The sequence below is a fragment of the Mycobacterium sp. NGS16 genome, from assembly GCF_059813225.1.
In genome coordinates this window covers 608,110-621,748 of sequence record NZ_JCALEE010000002.1, presented here as the reverse complement: position 1 = coordinate 621,748, position 13,639 = coordinate 608,110, and the positions used below count along the sequence as shown (strand labels likewise).

Genomic DNA, 13,639 nt, shown 5'->3' with positions numbered 1-13,639 from the left:
ATAATCGGGGGCATGACCGATTACCGCAGAGCGATCCTGGCCGGCGGCTGCTTCTGGGGCATGCAAGATCTGATCCGCAAGCAACCCGGCGTGGTGTCCACCAGAGTCGGCTACACCGGCGGCGACGTACCGAACGCCACCTACCGCAACCACGGCAGCCACGCCGAGGCCATCGAGATCGTCTACGACCCGGCGGCCACCGACTACCGCAGCCTGCTGGAGTTCTTCTTCGCCATCCACGACCCGACCACCCGCAACCGGCAAGGCAACGACGTCGGGACCAGCTACCGTTCGGCGATCTTCTACCTCGACGACTCGCAGCGCCAGATCGCGCTGGACACCATCGCCGACGTGGACGCCTCGGGTCGCTGGCCGGGCAAGGTGGTGACCGAGGTCAGCCCGGCCGGTGACTTCTGGGAGGCCGAGCCCGAGCACCAGGATTACCTGGAGCGGTACCCGAACGGCTACACCTGCCACTACATCCGGCCGGACTGGCAGCTGCAACGCCAGACTTAGCGGCTGTCGGCGGGCTTATTTCCCGTGGGCCCGCAGTTGATACAGCCCGCGGGTGGTGGCGACGGTCTTTCCTTCGGCGTCGGTGACCACGGCTTCCAGTTCGAAGTCCGCCTTGCCGCGTTCGGCGGCCTCGGCTTCGATCCGGGCGATGGTCGCCTCGTCGAGACGGGCCTCGGCGCGTAGCTCCGAGCGGGCCATCCCGACGAACGAGATGTCGATGTTCTTCACCAGCGGGAAGTACTTCGCCGCGTCGAACGTGCTCAGCGCGATCACCCCGCCGAGGATCTCGGCGACGGTGAACTGCACCCCGGCGTAGATGACGCCGAAATGGTTGCCGTTGCCCTCGACCGGCACGCTGGCCACCGCATGGCCGGGCCCGGCCTCGAGGATCCGCACCCCCATCCGGTGCGCGACCGGGATGGTGCGCTCGATCGCGGCGGTCATCGTCTCCGGTGTGCTCATGTCCGCCGATCCTAAGCGGTGGCCCTGATCAGCCTCGCCGGCGCACCGTGATTCGCCCGCCCCGTTTCGGGGTGAAGGCCACTCCGCGGGAGTGGAATTTCTCCCCCGGCGCGGTGGTCGGCTCGATGGTCAAGTGCCGCAACACCGTTCGCAACACCACGTCCATCTCCAGATTGGCGAACGCCGAGCCCGGGCAGCGCCGGCTGCCGCCGCCATAAGGCAGCCACTCGAACGCCGAGGGGTTGCCGTCGAGGTAGCGCTTGGGGTCGAAGCGGTCCGGGTCCTCGAAGACGGCGGGGTTCTGGTGGATCTGATTGATGCCGACGATCACCCCGTAGCCGCGGGGAATCACCCATTCGCCGATCTGGACGCTGGGCGCATAGACGTGCCGGCCGGCGAAGTCGATGACGGTGCGCACCCGCTGCACCTCGCGAATTGTGGCGCGGCGCAACGTGTTCTCGTCGGTGTCGGCCTCGGCGACCAACTCGTTGAGCACGTCGGGGTAGCGGCTCAGCCGCTCGAAGACCCAGGCCATCGTCGACGCGGTGGTCTCATGCCCGGCCGCCAGCAGGGTGAGCAGTTCGTCGCCGATCTCCTGGCGGGTCATCGCGGTGCCGTCGTCGTAGGTGCTGGACAGCAGCAGCGTCAGCACATCGGTGCGGTTGGCGAAGTTCGGGTCGGCACGCACGTCGGCGATCAGCTTGTCCAGGACGGCTTCGTACTCGTCGCGCCAGGCGGCCAGCCGACCCCACGGGGTGAACCGCCCGTAGGTGCGGGTCGGCATGGGCAGCGCCACCAGCCGCGAGCCCAGCGTCACCCACTTCGGCAGTTCGGCCCGCAGTTTGTCCAGTTCGGCGCCTTCGGCACCGAAGATCGCCCGCAGGATCACGTTCAGGGTGATCCGGTTCATCGGCAGCAGCGTTTCGAAGGGCTTGCCGATCGGCCAGTCGTTGATCTCGCGCAGGGTCTCCTCGACGATGATCTGCTCGTAGGCCCGGATGCTCTTGCCGTGGAACGGCGGACTCAGCAGGTTACGGCGGCGGCGGTGCTCGGCGCCGTCGAGGGCGAACACCGAACCGGGTCCGAGGATCCGGGACAGGTTGGGCTGGATGTTGCCCAGCTCGTCGGGGTTGGCGAGGAACACCTGCTTGGCCAAGTCGGGTTCGGTGACGAAGACCGTCGTCCCGAAGATGGGACTGGTGACGGTGAAGGCGGGGCCGTAGCGGCGGGTCAGGTGCTGCACCACCTGCCGCCGGGCCAGGCTGAACAGCAGCACCGAGAGCACCTTGGGAACTCGGGGGCCCGGGGGGAGGTTGATCGCGGGCGCGTCCGTGGTTGCAGTGCTGTTGCCGACGGCGGTCTGGGTCATGGGGCGCCTCCCGACGCGAGTTGTGGTACCGGTGCGTACCAGATGCTTGTGGGAAACGGTACCCTTAAGTACCAATGGCTGGCAAGGGCCTGCGGGTGGAAGGAACGGCGATGACGGTGCTGGTAGCCGGCGGCGAGGCGGCGCAGGACGCCGACCCGTTTCGGCAGCGCCTGCTCGACGGCCTGGCGGAGGCGATCGCCGAACGGGGCTACCGGGCCAGCACCGTCGCCGACATCGTGCGCGCGGCGCGCACCTCCAAGCGCACCTTCTATGACCGCTTCGCCAGCAAGGAGGAGTGCTTCCTTGAGCTGTTGCGCGCCGACAACGAGGCGCTGGCGCAACGGATTCGCGCCGCGGTCGATCCGCAGGCCGATTGGCAGGAACAGATCCGCCAGGCGGTGGGGGCCTACGTCGCCCAGATTCGGTCCCGGCCGGCGATCACGCTGAGCTGGATCCGGGAGCTGCCGGCGCTGGGTGAGGTGGCGCGACCGGCCCAGCGGCGGGGCCTGGATCTGATGTCGAACCTGCTGATCGAGCTCAGCGGCAGCCCGGGGTTCCAGCGGGCCGAACTGCCGCCGCTGAGCCCGGCGCTGGCGGTGATCCTGCTGGGCGGCCTGCGGGAGTTGACCGCGCTGGCCGTCGAGGACGGCGCCGACATCGGTGCCATCGTCGAGCCCGCGGTCGATGCCTCGATTGCGCTGCTTGGCCCCCGGTGCTGATCTACCGTTGATCCGTCAGGCGCATCGGAGAATCGAAGAGGACCACCATGCAACTCTCAACGCGCAATCAACTCACCGGAACCATCGCCGACGTCGACATCGGCGCGGTGATGGCTGTGGTCAAGATCCGGCTCGACGGCGGCGAGCAGGTGATCACCTCGTCGGTCACCCGCGACGCCGCCCTCGACCTCGACCTCAAGGTCGGCAAGCCGGCGACGGTGTTCATCAAGTCGACCGAGGTCACCGTCGGCGTCGAGTAGCCGGTCACGGCCACTTACGTCCAAGGCAGTGCCAGCTTGCAGATCTTGCGGACCACGCTGCCGAACTGCTTGAGCAGCGGGCCGGTGTTGTACGGGACGCCGTAGCGCTCGCAGATCTCGCGCACCTGCGGCGCAATCTCGGCGTAGCGATGCGCCGGCAGGTCGGGGAACAGGTGGTGCTCCACCTGGAACGACAGGTTGCCGGTCAGGATGTGAAACCACTTGCCGCCGCTCAAATTCGCCGAACCGAGGATCTGGCGGTAATACCACATCCCGCGCGACTCGTTCTCGGTCTCCTCGATGGTGAACTCACTCGTGCCGTCCGGGAAGTGGCCGCAGAAGATGATGGTGTAGGCCCATACGTTGCGCATCAGGTTGGCGGTCAGGTTGCCGGCGAACACCAGCGGCGCGAACGGCCCGGCCAACAGCGGGAATGCCACGTAGTCCTTGAGGGTTTGGCGTCGCACCTTCTGCCAGGTCTCCCGCAGCATTTCGCGTTTGTCGGCGACGCCGATCTCGCCGGCGCGGATGCGCTCGGCCTCCAGTTCGTGGACCGCCACCCCGTACTGGAACAGCACCATCAGCAGGAAGGCATACAACGGATTGCCCAGGAAGTAGGGCTCCCAGGGCTGCTTCTCGCTCATCCGCAGAATGCCGTAGCCGACGTCGCGGTCCATCCCGACGATGTTGGTGTAGGTGTGGTGCATGTAGTTGTGCGAGTGCCGCCACTGATCGGCCGGGCAGGCGGTGTCCCACTCGAAGTGCTTGCCGTACAACGCCGGTTCGCCCATCCAGTCGTACTGGCCGTGCATGACGTTATGGCCGATCTCCATGTTGTCGAGGATCTTCGACAGCCCCAGCATGACGGTGCCGGCCAGCCAGGCCGGCGGGATGATGCTGAAGAACAGACACGCGCGCCCGCCGACCTCCAGCGCACGCTGGGCCTTGATGATCCGGTGGATGTAGTCGGCGTCGCGCTCGCCGAGGTCGTCGAGGACGGCCTGGCGGATGGCGTCGAGCTCGGCGCCGAAGGCATCGAGGTTCGGCGGCAGGTCTGAGCGGGTGGGGACTTGTGGCTGCGCGGTCTGCGGGCGCTCGAGGACGGACTGTGTCATGGTTGGCTCCTTTGGTCATCGTCCGCGACTCGGAATTTCCCGACGCAACACGCGGTGGTGTCGTCGTGTGATTCCGATTCGCGGGGGGTCATTGGTCTTAGAGGTCGATGTCGACGTCGCCGACGGGCACCGACACGCAGATCTGGATGTCTTCGCTCTCGGCGGTGGAGATCGCTCCGGTGATCAGGTTTCGCACCGTGCCACCGGTTTTGCGGCAGGTACAGCTGTGGCAGATGCCCATCCGGCATCCGCTGGCCGGCTGCAGCCCGGCCGCTTCGGCCTGTTCCAGCAGCGGCCGGCCGTCGTCGGTCACCGAGATGGTGCTGCCCAGGAAGCTCACCCGTCCCCCGGAGGCTTCAGCGGCGAACTCCGGCGGCACGAAGCTCTCCGAGATGGCATCGGGGCGCTGCTCGCGTACGGCCGCCACCAACGCCGGCGGGCCGCACACGTACACCGCGTCGGGTTCCGGGCCAGCCGCAGCCAGGTGCTCGGCGCCGAAGTAGCCCTGCAGATCCCCGGCCTCGGGGGCGCGGGTGTAGCCGTGTAGCACCGTCACCCGCGGCATCGCGGCCAGTTCGTCGCGGTAGCAGGCCTCCTCGGGCGAGCGGGCGTAGTGGATGAACGTCACCCGGCCGGCATAGCGTTCAGCGATCAGGGTGCGCAGCATCGACATCACCGGGGTGATGCCGCTGCCGCCGGAGATCAACAGGACGCGCCGCGGCCGGATCGCCGGCAACACGAAGTCGCCACCGACTTTGTCCAGGCCGACGACCATGCCGGGCCGCGCGTGGCGGTACAGGTGCTCGGAGACCAGGCCGTTCTCGTGGCGGCCGATGGTGAGCTCGATGAGCCGCTGCCCTTCGGCGCTGGCGGGCGAGTAGCACCGGGTGCGCCGGCGCCCGTCGATGTCGACCGAGAGGTTGATGTGCTGGCCGGCCTTGAATCCGGGAAACGCGTCGTTGGGTTCCAACAGCAGGGTGACGCTGCGCGCGGTGGCGCGCCGCACGGCGACCACCCGAGCACGGGCGTCATTGCGGGTCCAGGTCGGTGACACCAGTTCGGTGTAGCGGTCGACCCCGTGGGGGCCGGTGAGCAGGTCGAGCAGGCCGGAGCCGAGTACCCGCCGCGTCAACGTTTGAGTGAACATATGTACACAGTGAACAGTCGTTCACGACGAGTCAAGGCTTATTCGGCCATTGTGTTAGGCTTCACAACAGTGAACAGTCGTACTCCCAATTCACGGTCCGGGCGTACCAGGCCGCCGCGACCGCCCCGCGCCGAGCGGCCGGAACGGCCCGAGCGGCCCTCCCGCGAGGAGCGCAAGGAGGCCACCCGCCGGGCCATCATCAGCGCCGCGCTGACCCTGCTCGACGAGCGCAGCTTCAGCGCATTGAGCCTGCGCGAGGTGACCCGGGCGGCCAACATCGTCCCGGCCGCCTTCTATCGGCATTTCGAGTCAATGGACGCGCTGGGCCTGGTGCTCATCGACGAGTCGTTTCGCGCGCTGCGCGAGACCTTGCGCGACGCCCGCAGTGGTGGCGTGGACCCGGCCCGGGTCATCGAGTCCTCGGTGGAGGTGCTCATCGAGAGCGTGACGTCGCGGCCGGAATACTGGCGGTTCATCAACCGGGAACGCTCCAGCGGGATGACGGTCCTGCGGTATGCGATTCGCACCGAGATCAAGCTGATCACCTCCGAGCTGGCGACCGATTTGTCCCGCTTCCCCGGCGCGAGCGCGTGGAGCACCGAAGACCTCAACGTACTCGCCGGGCTGTTCGTCAACGCGATGATCGTCACCGCCGAGGCCATCGAGGAGGCACCGGACCCGGCGACACTCGCTGAAATCAAACATGTTGCCGTCAAACAACTTCGGATGATCGCCCTGGCTGCTGGCAGCTGGCGCAGCAAGCCCTGATTCAGTGAGCCCCGCCGCGCGGACCGTCGCCGGCAAATTGGCCGACGTCAGCCCGGCGCCCAGATCGGCACGCGTCACGCCGCCGGCGGGGTGGGCTTGCTGATGTCGCAATGGAATACGGCGACCGGCTGGCCGTATCGGGAGATGCAGTTCCGCGTGAAGCTGGTCAGTGGGGACACTATCTCCGCGCCTTACTTGAGCGCATGGGCGCCGCCCTCCGAGTCGGCCACCCACAGAACCCTCAGTAACTTCCAGGGGAAACGGTCGGATCACGAGAGAAACCTGAGTTTTTCCTGGGTGACTGCTAGCATCGCCGTCAATTAGTTCGGGCCGATCTAGCCGAGGGAAGTCGCTCGTGACAACGATCAAGCAGTTCCTCTGTGGGGCAGCCGCCGCCGGCCTGGTTGCGGGAACGGGCGCTGCTGTCGCAGCCCCGGCCTCGTTGGTGCACACCGCCGACTGGATGCTGGCCGCCGAGCACGTGCTGCTGATCGGCGTCGACGGCGCCAACCTCGCCAAGATCCTGGAGTACGCCTACAACGACGCCAGCGGTTTCAAAACGGCGATGGATCAGGGCATCACCGGAACCGCAAGCATTACCAACCACACCTCGCTCTCCGGACCGTCGTGGTCGACGATCCTCACCGGAGTGTGGGACGACAAGCACGGCGTCGTCAACAACCTGTTCCGGCCCGAGCCGTACGACAAGTGGCCGTCGGTGTTCAACCTGATCGAGTACCACAAGCCGGAGATCGACACCACGATCATCAGCAACTGGCAGTACCTCAACGACCTTGCCGCCGCGGGCGGTTATTCGGCCGACAACAATATCTTTATCCCGGTGGAGGGCAGCGCGGCCGACTCCGACGCCCTGGTCACCGCGGCCACCATCGCCCAGATCCTGGCGACCAAAGATAACCCGGACGACGTCTCGAGTTTCCTGTTCTCCTACCAGTCGCAGACCGACCACGCCGGGCACTCCTTCGGGGGCGGGTCGGACGAGTACATGCAGGCCATCATCAATCTCGGTGCCAACATCAAGGAGATCCTGGCCGCGATCGAGGAGGTCAAAGCGATCACCGGCGACGACTGGTCGATCATCCTCACCACCGATCACGGTCACCAGATGTCGCTGGGCACCGGTCACGGTTTCCAGTCGCCCAACGAGACGACGTCGTTCGTCATCTTCGATCAAGCCGGCGAGGACGCGACCGACGGCAGCCAGAACCTGAACTACTCCATTGCCGACATCACCCCGACCATCCTGTCGCTGTTCGGGATCCAGCTGCGGTCGGACTTCGACGGCGTCTCGATGGCCGACGACCCTGCCGTCCTGGACAGCATCGTCACGCCCGTCGATCTCAAGCAGGCGCTGACCGATGCGATCGGAATGTATGGCTACCCGAACATCGGCAACGACATCAGCCTGGCCATCCGCACGATATTCGTCAGCATCCCGTACTTCCTCGACAAGGGGATCCTTGAGGTCGACAAGTTCCTGCAGTCGATCGTCGACCAGGACATCTTCCTGCTCAGCGAGCTGGCCCAGGCCACCCAGTGGGTGGTCAACACCGTCGGCGGCGCGGTGGTGGACGCGACCAACGCGGTGGCCCTCGGGGTCGGGTACCTGACCGGGGCGGGTGTCGTCGCGCCGACCGACGCGCCGCTGCCGCTGCCGGGCAGCGCCGAGTTCACCCTTCCGGACTTGGGCTTGGTCGACGTCGAAGCGCTGCTGGGCTGACATGGCAACAGTGAAGAAGGCGCTCTGTGGTGCGGCCGTCGCCGGCCTGGTCGCCGGAACCGCGTCGGTGGTCGGAACGCAGGCCCGGCTGTCCGCACTGACCGCCGAATGGATGCTGGCTGCCGAGCATGTGCTGCTGTTCGGCACCGACGGCACCAACCTGGACAAGATCCTGGAGCACGCCTACAACGACGACAGCGGCTTCAAGATGCTGATGGACCGGGGCGTCACCGGAGCCACCAGCATCATCGGCCACCAGACCATGTCGACCCCGTCGTGGTCGACGATCCTGACCGGGGTCTGGGACGACAAGCACGGGGTGGTCAGCAACGTCTACCGGCCTGAGCCGTACACGACCTGGCCGTCGGTGTTCAACTTGATCGAGTACCACAAGCCGGAGATCGACACCACCGTCATCTCCGGCCGGGGCCTCTTCACCGAGATGGCCTCCACCGGCGGCTATCCCGCCGACAACATCATCGGCATTACCGGCGGCTCCACCTCAGCGGAGACGGACGCGCTGGTCACCGAGGAGACCATCTCCCGGATCCTGGCGACCACGACGAACCCGAACATCGACACCTTCATGTTCGCCTACCAGTCCCAGGTCGACCAGGCCGGACACTCGTTCAGCGGCGGGTCGCAGGAGTACGCCCAGGCCGTCATCAACGTCGGGGCCAACTTCAAGCAGATCCTCGAGGCGGTGGCCCAAGCCGAGGCGGCCACCGGCGACAAATGGACCATCATCGCGGTCACCGACCACGGCCACCAGCAGACGGTGACCCTGCCCGGTTTCAGCCTCGGCCACGGCTTCCAATCCCCCAACGAGACATCGAGTTTCGTCATGTTCTCGCTGGCCGGCAACGAGGCGCAGGCCGGCGGCCAGAACCTGAACTATTCCATTGCCGACATCACGCCGACGATCCTGCAAGTCTTCGGCATTCCGATGCGATCGGACTTCGACGGGGTGCCGATGCAGACCGACCCGGACATCCTCAACAGCTTCATCATGCCGGTCGATCTCAAGGCGTCCCTCACCGATGCCATCAACAGCTACGGCTACCCGAACCTCGGCATCGAGCTCATGCTGGGGTTGCGCGCGCTGGCCGGCGGTGCCGGGTTCTTCCTCGAGAGCTACTTCCTGCCGCCGATCCTCAATTACCTGCAGACGATCGTCGACCAGGACATCTTCCTGGTCAGCGACCTGGCCCAAGGCGCCCAGTGGATGCTCAAGTCCGTCGGCGGGGTGGTGGCCGATGTGGCCACCGACCTGGGACGAGCGATCGGCTACCTGACCGGGGCCGGTGTCATCGCACCGAACGATGCACCACTGCCATTGCCGGGCGGCGCCGAGTTCACCGTTCCCGACCTGGGCGACTCCGAGTTGCCCTCGCTGCTCGACGTCGACGCCCTGGTGGGCTGATACTTCTTCGCACCAGCGGTGTTCGACGAAGGAGCGGCAGAACCGTGAAAACCCCCATCTGCGAGCAGTTCGGCATCGACTTCCCGCTGTTCGCCTTCAGCCACTGCCGCGACGTGGTGGCCGCCGTAACCAATGCGGGCGGCTTCGGCGTCCTCGGCGGCGCCGCCTACAGCCCGGAGCAGCTGGATCAGGAGTTGACCTGGATCGACCAGCAGGTGAAGGGAAGACCCTACGGCATCGACATCATCGTGCCGGCCAAATTCGAGGGCAAGGGCGAGCATCTGTCCGGGCGTCAACTGTCCGACCGCATCCCCGATGACTACAAGACCTTTATCGCAGAACTGTTGGCACAGCACGACATCGAGCCCGACGACACCCCCCGGCTGGGGTCGGCCATCCTCACCGGTAGCGCCGGAGAGCAGCTGCTCGAGGTTGCCGTGGCCCATCCGATCCGGCTGATGGCCAATGCGCTCGGCGTGCCACCGGACTACATGATCAAGTCCGGCAAGGACCACGGCATCCCGGTCGCGGCCCTGGTTGGGGCCAAGGAACACGCCCTCAAGCAGGTCGCGAGCGGTGTCGACCTCATCGTCGCCCAGGGCACCGAGGCCGGCGGCCACTGCGGTGAAGTCTCCACGCTGGTGCTGGTGCCGGAAGTCATCGACGCCATCGACAACGCCGTGCCCGTGTTGGCCGCCGGCGGAATCGTCACCGGCCGGCAGATGGCCGCCTGCGTGGCTCTGGGGGCGGCCGGAGCATGGACCGGATCGGTGTGGCTCACCACCGACGAAGCCGAAACCGCCCCGCACACCGTGCAGAAGATGCTCGCGGCGACCTCGCGCGACACCATCCGCTCCTCCGGGCGCACCGGGAAACCGGCGCGACAGCTGGTCTCGGATTGGACTGATGCGTGGCGGCCCAACGAAAGCGGGCATGCCACGTTGCCGCTGCCGCTGCAGTCCATGTTGGCCGAACCGGCCCTGCGCCGCGTCGACAAGCTGGCCGCCGCCGGGCACCCGGGCGCGCAAGCCCTGTCCACCTATTTCGTCGGTCAAGGCGTCGGGCTGATGAACAAAGTGAAGCCGGCGCGCGAGGTCGTGTTGGAGTTCGTGGAGGATTATCTTGCGGCTGCCGAACGCCTCGGCGCCTCAGTGGCCGACTGACTGCTACGGCGTCTGGGGCGCCCGCCACATCTTCCACAGTGTCGGCCCACCGCCGGGCAACGTGATCTCCCCGATCACCTGGAAGCCGAATCGCTCGTAATACGGCACGTTTTCGAGCTTGCTGGACTCCAGATACGCCGGGGCGTACTCGGCATCACAGCGCTCCAGCCGGGAGCGCATCACGGCCTGGCCGAACCCGCGCCCCCGCACCGAGGGATCGCTGCCGATCACCGCCAGATACCAGTGCGGCTCTTCAGGATGGTTGGCCTCCAACAGATCCGAGATCGCCCGCCCGCGCGCGATATGCCGGCCGAACGACCAGACCAGCGCCGGCACCATCCGCAGCTGCGACACCTTCGACTGCCTCCACTGGTTGGGCGGGTCCCACAGCGCCGCCGCCCCGACGGTCGCGCCGTCGCAGGCGATCTCCACCCCGCCGCCACCCAGGTGGTGGTAGCGGGTCGAGGTGGCGAAGAACTTCGACAGCTGTGCGGTGCGGCGGTCATCGTCAGGCAGCATCCACACCGACACCGGGTCGTCATAGAACGCGCGCCCCAATGCTGCGGCAAGGGCGGGGATATCGGATTTGTGCGCGGGCCGCACCTCAATAGCCATCCGGACACCATAATGCGTCGCATCCGGGCGCCGCGCAGAGCAAGATCAGCGGCTATGAGCACCCTGCTGTGGGATCAGCACACCTGTCTGCCGTTGCGCGCCGGCACCGATGTAACGCCGCTGGCGCGCTACCAGCACACCGGCGGCGCGGTGCTGTCGGTGAACGCGGGCTATTCCCCGCAGCGCTTCGCCGACACCATGGCGCTGCTGCGGCATTTTCACCGCGCGATCGACGGCCACCCGGGCCTGGCCGTGGCGGCCGGCCTGACCGACGTCGAGACGATCACCGCTGCCGGCGGCATCGCGGTGGTGTTCGACCTGGAGGACGCCAACCCCCTCGATGACGATCTCGACAACTTGGCGGTACTGGTCGAGCTCGGGGTGCGCACCCTGCTACCCACCTACAACCACGCCAACCGGGCCGGGCACGGCTGCCTGGACACTATCGACGGCGGACTCACCGCGTGGGGGCGCGCGGTCGTCGCCGAGATGAATGCCGTCGGCATGGTGCCCGACGGGTCGCACTGCAGCGCGCGTACCTGCCTGGATCTGTGCGAGGTTTCCACCGGCCCGGTGATCTACAGCCACTCCTGCATGCGGGCGATCTGGGAGCACCCGCGCAATATCACCGACGAGCAGGCTCGGGCGTGCGCGGCCACCGGCGGAGTCGTCGGCATCACCGGAGTGGGAATCTTCCTGGGCCCCAACACTCCGGCTCTTGAGGCGATGACGCGCCACCTCGAGTACGCGGTCGAGCTGGTGGGCATCGCACACGTCGGGGTCAGCACGGATTACTCGTTCGATCACACCGAGCTCACCGACGAGATGGCCGCCCATCCCCGGTTGTTCGACGACAGCTACACCCGCTGGGGCCCGATCCAGTGGATGCCACCGGAGACCTGGCTACAGTTGCGCGCGCATCTTTCCGCGCGCGGTTGGGCCGACGCCGACATCGGCGCGGTGCTCGGCGGCAACTTCCACCGCGTGGCCCGGCAGACGTGGTGAGTCTAATGCGCCTGGATGAAACCTTGTACTGCGCTGACGAATTCAGCTGGCTTCTCTACCATCGGACTGTGTCCTGAGCCGGCGATGACGACCGGGTCCAGGCCCGCCGCGCGGTAGCGGTCCACATTGGCCTGGGTCGGGGTCAGCACATCTCGGTCGCCCCACAGCACCAGCACCGGCTTGCCCAGGCCGGCCAGTCGGTCGGCGACTGCGCGCTGCTCGTTGATCCGCCCGGCGGTCTTGGCATCGCACAACGCGTTGTGCGTCATGCGTTTCAGTGACCGGTAGGCCAGCTCGGGAATCGGGAAGTCCGCGGCGAATCCGGTTTGCAGCGCAGACTTGTCGACGCCGTCGATGCTGCGGAAGCGGTCCAAGGCGGCGCCGAGCACCGGCCAGCACACCGCATTACCCAGCGCCGGCATGGCGACCATCCCTTGTGCCGCCGCGTAGGTGGGGAGACCACCACGCGGTCCACCAGATCCGATGCGCTCTCCGCCAGCGCGGTGGCCACCGTCCCGCCCATCGAATGACCGATCACCACCGCGTGCCGCACACCGAGTGCGTCGAGCGCTTGGTGCACCACCGCCGCCTGGGCGTCGGCGCTGTAGGCGGCCTGATCGCGGGGCGCTTCGGAGCCGCCGTGGCCGACCAAGTCGATGGCGATCACCCGGGTGCCCTGCGCCAGCGCCGGCGCCACCGCCTCCCACCACTGGATCGATGCCGAATATCCGTGCAGCAGAACGATGGCGCGCTCCCCACCCGAGCCGTATTCGCGGACATTCAGATCCGGCCCGGGCAGCTCCAGTACCCGTCCGCCGCGAAGGGTTCGGCGGCCCGTGCGATGCGGTCGGTCACCACCGTGTTGACCAGCAATGCCACCAGGACGGCCGCGACGACCCCAGCGGCAAGGCGTTTACCCACCCGCTGACGCTATCGCGGGCATAGCCTGGATCGAGACCGAACCCGCAGGAGGCACCCGTGAGCAACCACGACATTCGGATGATCGTCTTGTCCACCGATGACCTGGATGAATCGATCAAGTTCTACAGCGAAACCCTGGGCATGGCGTTGAAGTTCCGCGATGGTGCGCACTTCGCCGCCCTCGACGGCGGCTCGGTGACGCTGGCGTTGGCGACCGCGGTCGATCACCCCATCCACGGCCAGGTTGTGGTCGGCATCAAGACCGACGACGTCGACGGCGCCGCGAAGGCCATCGAGGCCAGCGGCGGCGGAATCGTCAAGGGCCCCTACGACGACGCCCATGAGCGTCGTGCCGTGGTGTACGACAACAAGGGCAACGGGCTGGTGTTCTACAAGCCGCTGGGGCGGTAGGGGG

16 protein-coding genes and 1 pseudogene are annotated in these 13,639 nt (G+C 66.9%); 9 read left to right on the top strand and 8 right to left on the bottom strand.

The features are described from left to right. Positions 1–12: 12 nt before the first annotated feature. The gene (gene msrA, locus AC5Y4Q_RS08630; protein ID WP_064924338.1) at positions 13–516 is read left to right on the top strand and encodes a peptide-methionine (S)-S-oxide reductase MsrA; all 504 of its coding nucleotides are present in this window, start codon (positions 13–15) and stop codon (positions 514–516) included. Positions 517–531: 15 nt separating this feature from the next. On the opposite strand, the gene AC5Y4Q_RS08625 is transcribed toward msrA, so the two are convergent. Both AC5Y4Q_RS08625 and AC5Y4Q_RS08620 read right to left on the bottom strand, forming a co-directional pair. Then, positions 532–978, bottom strand: a complete 447-nt coding sequence (locus AC5Y4Q_RS08625) for a PaaI family thioesterase (RefSeq protein WP_064924337.1) — start codon at positions 976–978, stop codon at positions 532–534. Positions 979–1,006: 28 nt separating this feature from the next. Beyond that, positions 1,007–2,347 carry a cytochrome P450 gene (locus tag AC5Y4Q_RS08620; protein WP_125225023.1) on the bottom strand — a complete coding sequence of 447 codons (1,341 nt, stop codon included), beginning with the start codon at positions 2,345–2,347 and terminating at the stop codon, positions 1,007–1,009. Between the two features lie 110 nt (positions 2,348–2,457). Between AC5Y4Q_RS08620 and AC5Y4Q_RS08615 the strand changes: the two genes are divergently transcribed. Both AC5Y4Q_RS08615 and AC5Y4Q_RS08610 read left to right on the top strand, forming a co-directional pair. After that, complete coding sequence (locus tag AC5Y4Q_RS08615; RefSeq protein WP_064924355.1) at positions 2,458–3,066, top strand: TetR/AcrR family transcriptional regulator; 609 nt, start codon at positions 2,458–2,460, stop codon at positions 3,064–3,066. Between the two features lie 47 nt (positions 3,067–3,113). Next, positions 3,114–3,326: a TOBE domain-containing protein gene (locus AC5Y4Q_RS08610; RefSeq protein WP_064924335.1), complete on the top strand. Its 213-nt coding sequence runs from the start codon at positions 3,114–3,116 to the stop codon at positions 3,324–3,326. 14 nt (positions 3,327–3,340) lie between these two features. On the opposite strand, the gene AC5Y4Q_RS08605 is transcribed toward AC5Y4Q_RS08610, so the two are convergent. Next, positions 3,341–4,441 carry a fatty acid desaturase family protein gene (locus tag AC5Y4Q_RS08605; RefSeq protein ID WP_234786504.1) on the bottom strand — a complete coding sequence of 367 codons (1,101 nt, stop codon included), beginning with the start codon at positions 4,439–4,441 and terminating at the stop codon, positions 3,341–3,343. 97 nt (positions 4,442–4,538) lie between these two features. After that, positions 4,539–5,588: a ferredoxin reductase gene (locus AC5Y4Q_RS08600; RefSeq protein ID WP_499958650.1), complete on the bottom strand. Its 1,050-nt coding sequence runs from the start codon at positions 5,586–5,588 to the stop codon at positions 4,539–4,541. A gap of 69 nt (positions 5,589–5,657) precedes the next feature. Here AC5Y4Q_RS08600 and AC5Y4Q_RS08595 point away from each other — a divergent pair, with 69 nt between their 5' ends. The 4 genes from AC5Y4Q_RS08595 (at position 5,658) to AC5Y4Q_RS08580 (ending at position 10,683) form a co-directional block, all read left to right on the top strand. After that, positions 5,658–6,356 carry a TetR family transcriptional regulator gene (locus AC5Y4Q_RS08595; RefSeq protein ID WP_499958648.1) on the top strand — a complete coding sequence of 233 codons (699 nt, stop codon included), beginning with the start codon at positions 5,658–5,660 and terminating at the stop codon, positions 6,354–6,356. Between the two features lie 355 nt (positions 6,357–6,711). Then, the gene (locus AC5Y4Q_RS08590) at positions 6,712–8,097 is read left to right on the top strand and encodes an alkaline phosphatase family protein (protein ID WP_064924331.1); all 1,386 of its coding nucleotides are present in this window, start codon (positions 6,712–6,714) and stop codon (positions 8,095–8,097) included. A 1-nt stretch (position 8,098) separates the two neighbouring features. Continuing rightward, complete coding sequence (locus tag AC5Y4Q_RS08585; RefSeq protein ID WP_499958646.1) at positions 8,099–9,520, top strand: alkaline phosphatase family protein; 1,422 nt, start codon at positions 8,099–8,101, stop codon at positions 9,518–9,520. Positions 9,521–9,564: 44 nt separating this feature from the next. After that, on the top strand, positions 9,565–10,683 hold the full coding sequence (locus AC5Y4Q_RS08580; RefSeq protein WP_125225026.1) for a nitronate monooxygenase: 1,119 nt from the start codon (positions 9,565–9,567) through the stop codon (positions 10,681–10,683). Between the two features lie 3 nt (positions 10,684–10,686). On the opposite strand, the gene AC5Y4Q_RS08575 is transcribed toward AC5Y4Q_RS08580, so the two are convergent. Beyond that, positions 10,687–11,298 carry a GNAT family N-acetyltransferase gene (locus AC5Y4Q_RS08575; RefSeq protein WP_125225027.1) on the bottom strand — a complete coding sequence of 204 codons (612 nt, stop codon included), beginning with the start codon at positions 11,296–11,298 and terminating at the stop codon, positions 10,687–10,689. A gap of 54 nt (positions 11,299–11,352) precedes the next feature. Between AC5Y4Q_RS08575 and AC5Y4Q_RS08570 the strand changes: the two genes are divergently transcribed. Beyond that, positions 11,353–12,303 carry a dipeptidase gene (locus AC5Y4Q_RS08570; protein WP_125225028.1) on the top strand — a complete coding sequence of 317 codons (951 nt, stop codon included), beginning with the start codon at positions 11,353–11,355 and terminating at the stop codon, positions 12,301–12,303. Positions 12,304–12,305: 2 nt separating this feature from the next. Here AC5Y4Q_RS08570 and AC5Y4Q_RS08565 read toward each other — a convergent pair whose 3' ends face one another. The 3 genes and pseudogenes from AC5Y4Q_RS08565 to AC5Y4Q_RS08555 all read right to left on the bottom strand — a co-directional run bounded on the left by AC5Y4Q_RS08565 (position 12,306) and on the right by AC5Y4Q_RS08555 (position 13,224). Continuing rightward, positions 12,306–12,725: an alpha/beta fold hydrolase gene (locus tag AC5Y4Q_RS08565; RefSeq protein ID WP_235663913.1), complete on the bottom strand. Its 420-nt coding sequence runs from the start codon at positions 12,723–12,725 to the stop codon at positions 12,306–12,308. Positions 12,726–12,727: 2 nt separating this feature from the next. Then, positions 12,728–13,000 (bottom strand): annotated as a pseudogene (locus tag AC5Y4Q_RS08560) (alpha/beta fold hydrolase); the annotation flags it as partial. 83 nt (positions 13,001–13,083) lie between these two features. Further along, a complete protein-coding gene (locus AC5Y4Q_RS08555) occupies positions 13,084–13,224 on the bottom strand; it encodes a hypothetical protein (RefSeq protein WP_235663909.1) in 141 nt (46 codons plus the stop codon). A gap of 57 nt (positions 13,225–13,281) precedes the next feature. Here AC5Y4Q_RS08555 and AC5Y4Q_RS08550 point away from each other — a divergent pair, with 57 nt between their 5' ends. Next, positions 13,282–13,635: a VOC family protein gene (locus AC5Y4Q_RS08550; protein ID WP_064924325.1), complete on the top strand. Its 354-nt coding sequence runs from the start codon at positions 13,282–13,284 to the stop codon at positions 13,633–13,635. Positions 13,636–13,639: the final 4 nt, after the last annotated feature.

What these genes read in the sequence shown, in the direction of transcription:
- msrA (WP_064924338.1), top strand. Translation starts at nt 13, where the DNA reads ATGACCGATTACCGCAGAGCGATCCTGGCCGGCGGCTGCTTCTGGGGC.
- AC5Y4Q_RS08625 (WP_064924337.1), bottom strand. Translation starts at nt 978, where the DNA reads ATGAGCACACCGGAGACGATGACCGCCGCGATCGAGCGCACCATCCCG.
- AC5Y4Q_RS08620 (WP_125225023.1), bottom strand. Translation starts at nt 2,347, where the DNA reads ATGACCCAGACCGCCGTCGGCAACAGCACTGCAACCACGGACGCGCCC.
- AC5Y4Q_RS08615 (WP_064924355.1), top strand. Translation starts at nt 2,458, where the DNA reads ATGACGGTGCTGGTAGCCGGCGGCGAGGCGGCGCAGGACGCCGACCCG.
- AC5Y4Q_RS08610 (WP_064924335.1), top strand. Translation starts at nt 3,114, where the DNA reads ATGCAACTCTCAACGCGCAATCAACTCACCGGAACCATCGCCGACGTC.
- AC5Y4Q_RS08605 (WP_234786504.1), bottom strand. Translation starts at nt 4,441, where the DNA reads ATGACACAGTCCGTCCTCGAGCGCCCGCAGACCGCGCAGCCACAAGTC.
- AC5Y4Q_RS08600 (WP_499958650.1), bottom strand. Translation starts at nt 5,588, where the DNA reads ATGTTCACTCAAACGTTGACGCGGCGGGTACTCGGCTCCGGCCTGCTC.
- AC5Y4Q_RS08585 (WP_499958646.1), top strand. Translation starts at nt 8,099, where the DNA reads ATGGCAACAGTGAAGAAGGCGCTCTGTGGTGCGGCCGTCGCCGGCCTG.
- AC5Y4Q_RS08575 (WP_125225027.1), bottom strand. Translation starts at nt 11,298, where the DNA reads ATGGCTATTGAGGTGCGGCCCGCGCACAAATCCGATATCCCCGCCCTT.
- AC5Y4Q_RS08570 (WP_125225028.1), top strand. Translation starts at nt 11,353, where the DNA reads ATGAGCACCCTGCTGTGGGATCAGCACACCTGTCTGCCGTTGCGCGCC.
- AC5Y4Q_RS08565 (WP_235663913.1), bottom strand. Translation starts at nt 12,725, where the DNA reads ATGCCGGCGCTGGGTAATGCGGTGTGCTGGCCGGTGCTCGGCGCCGCC.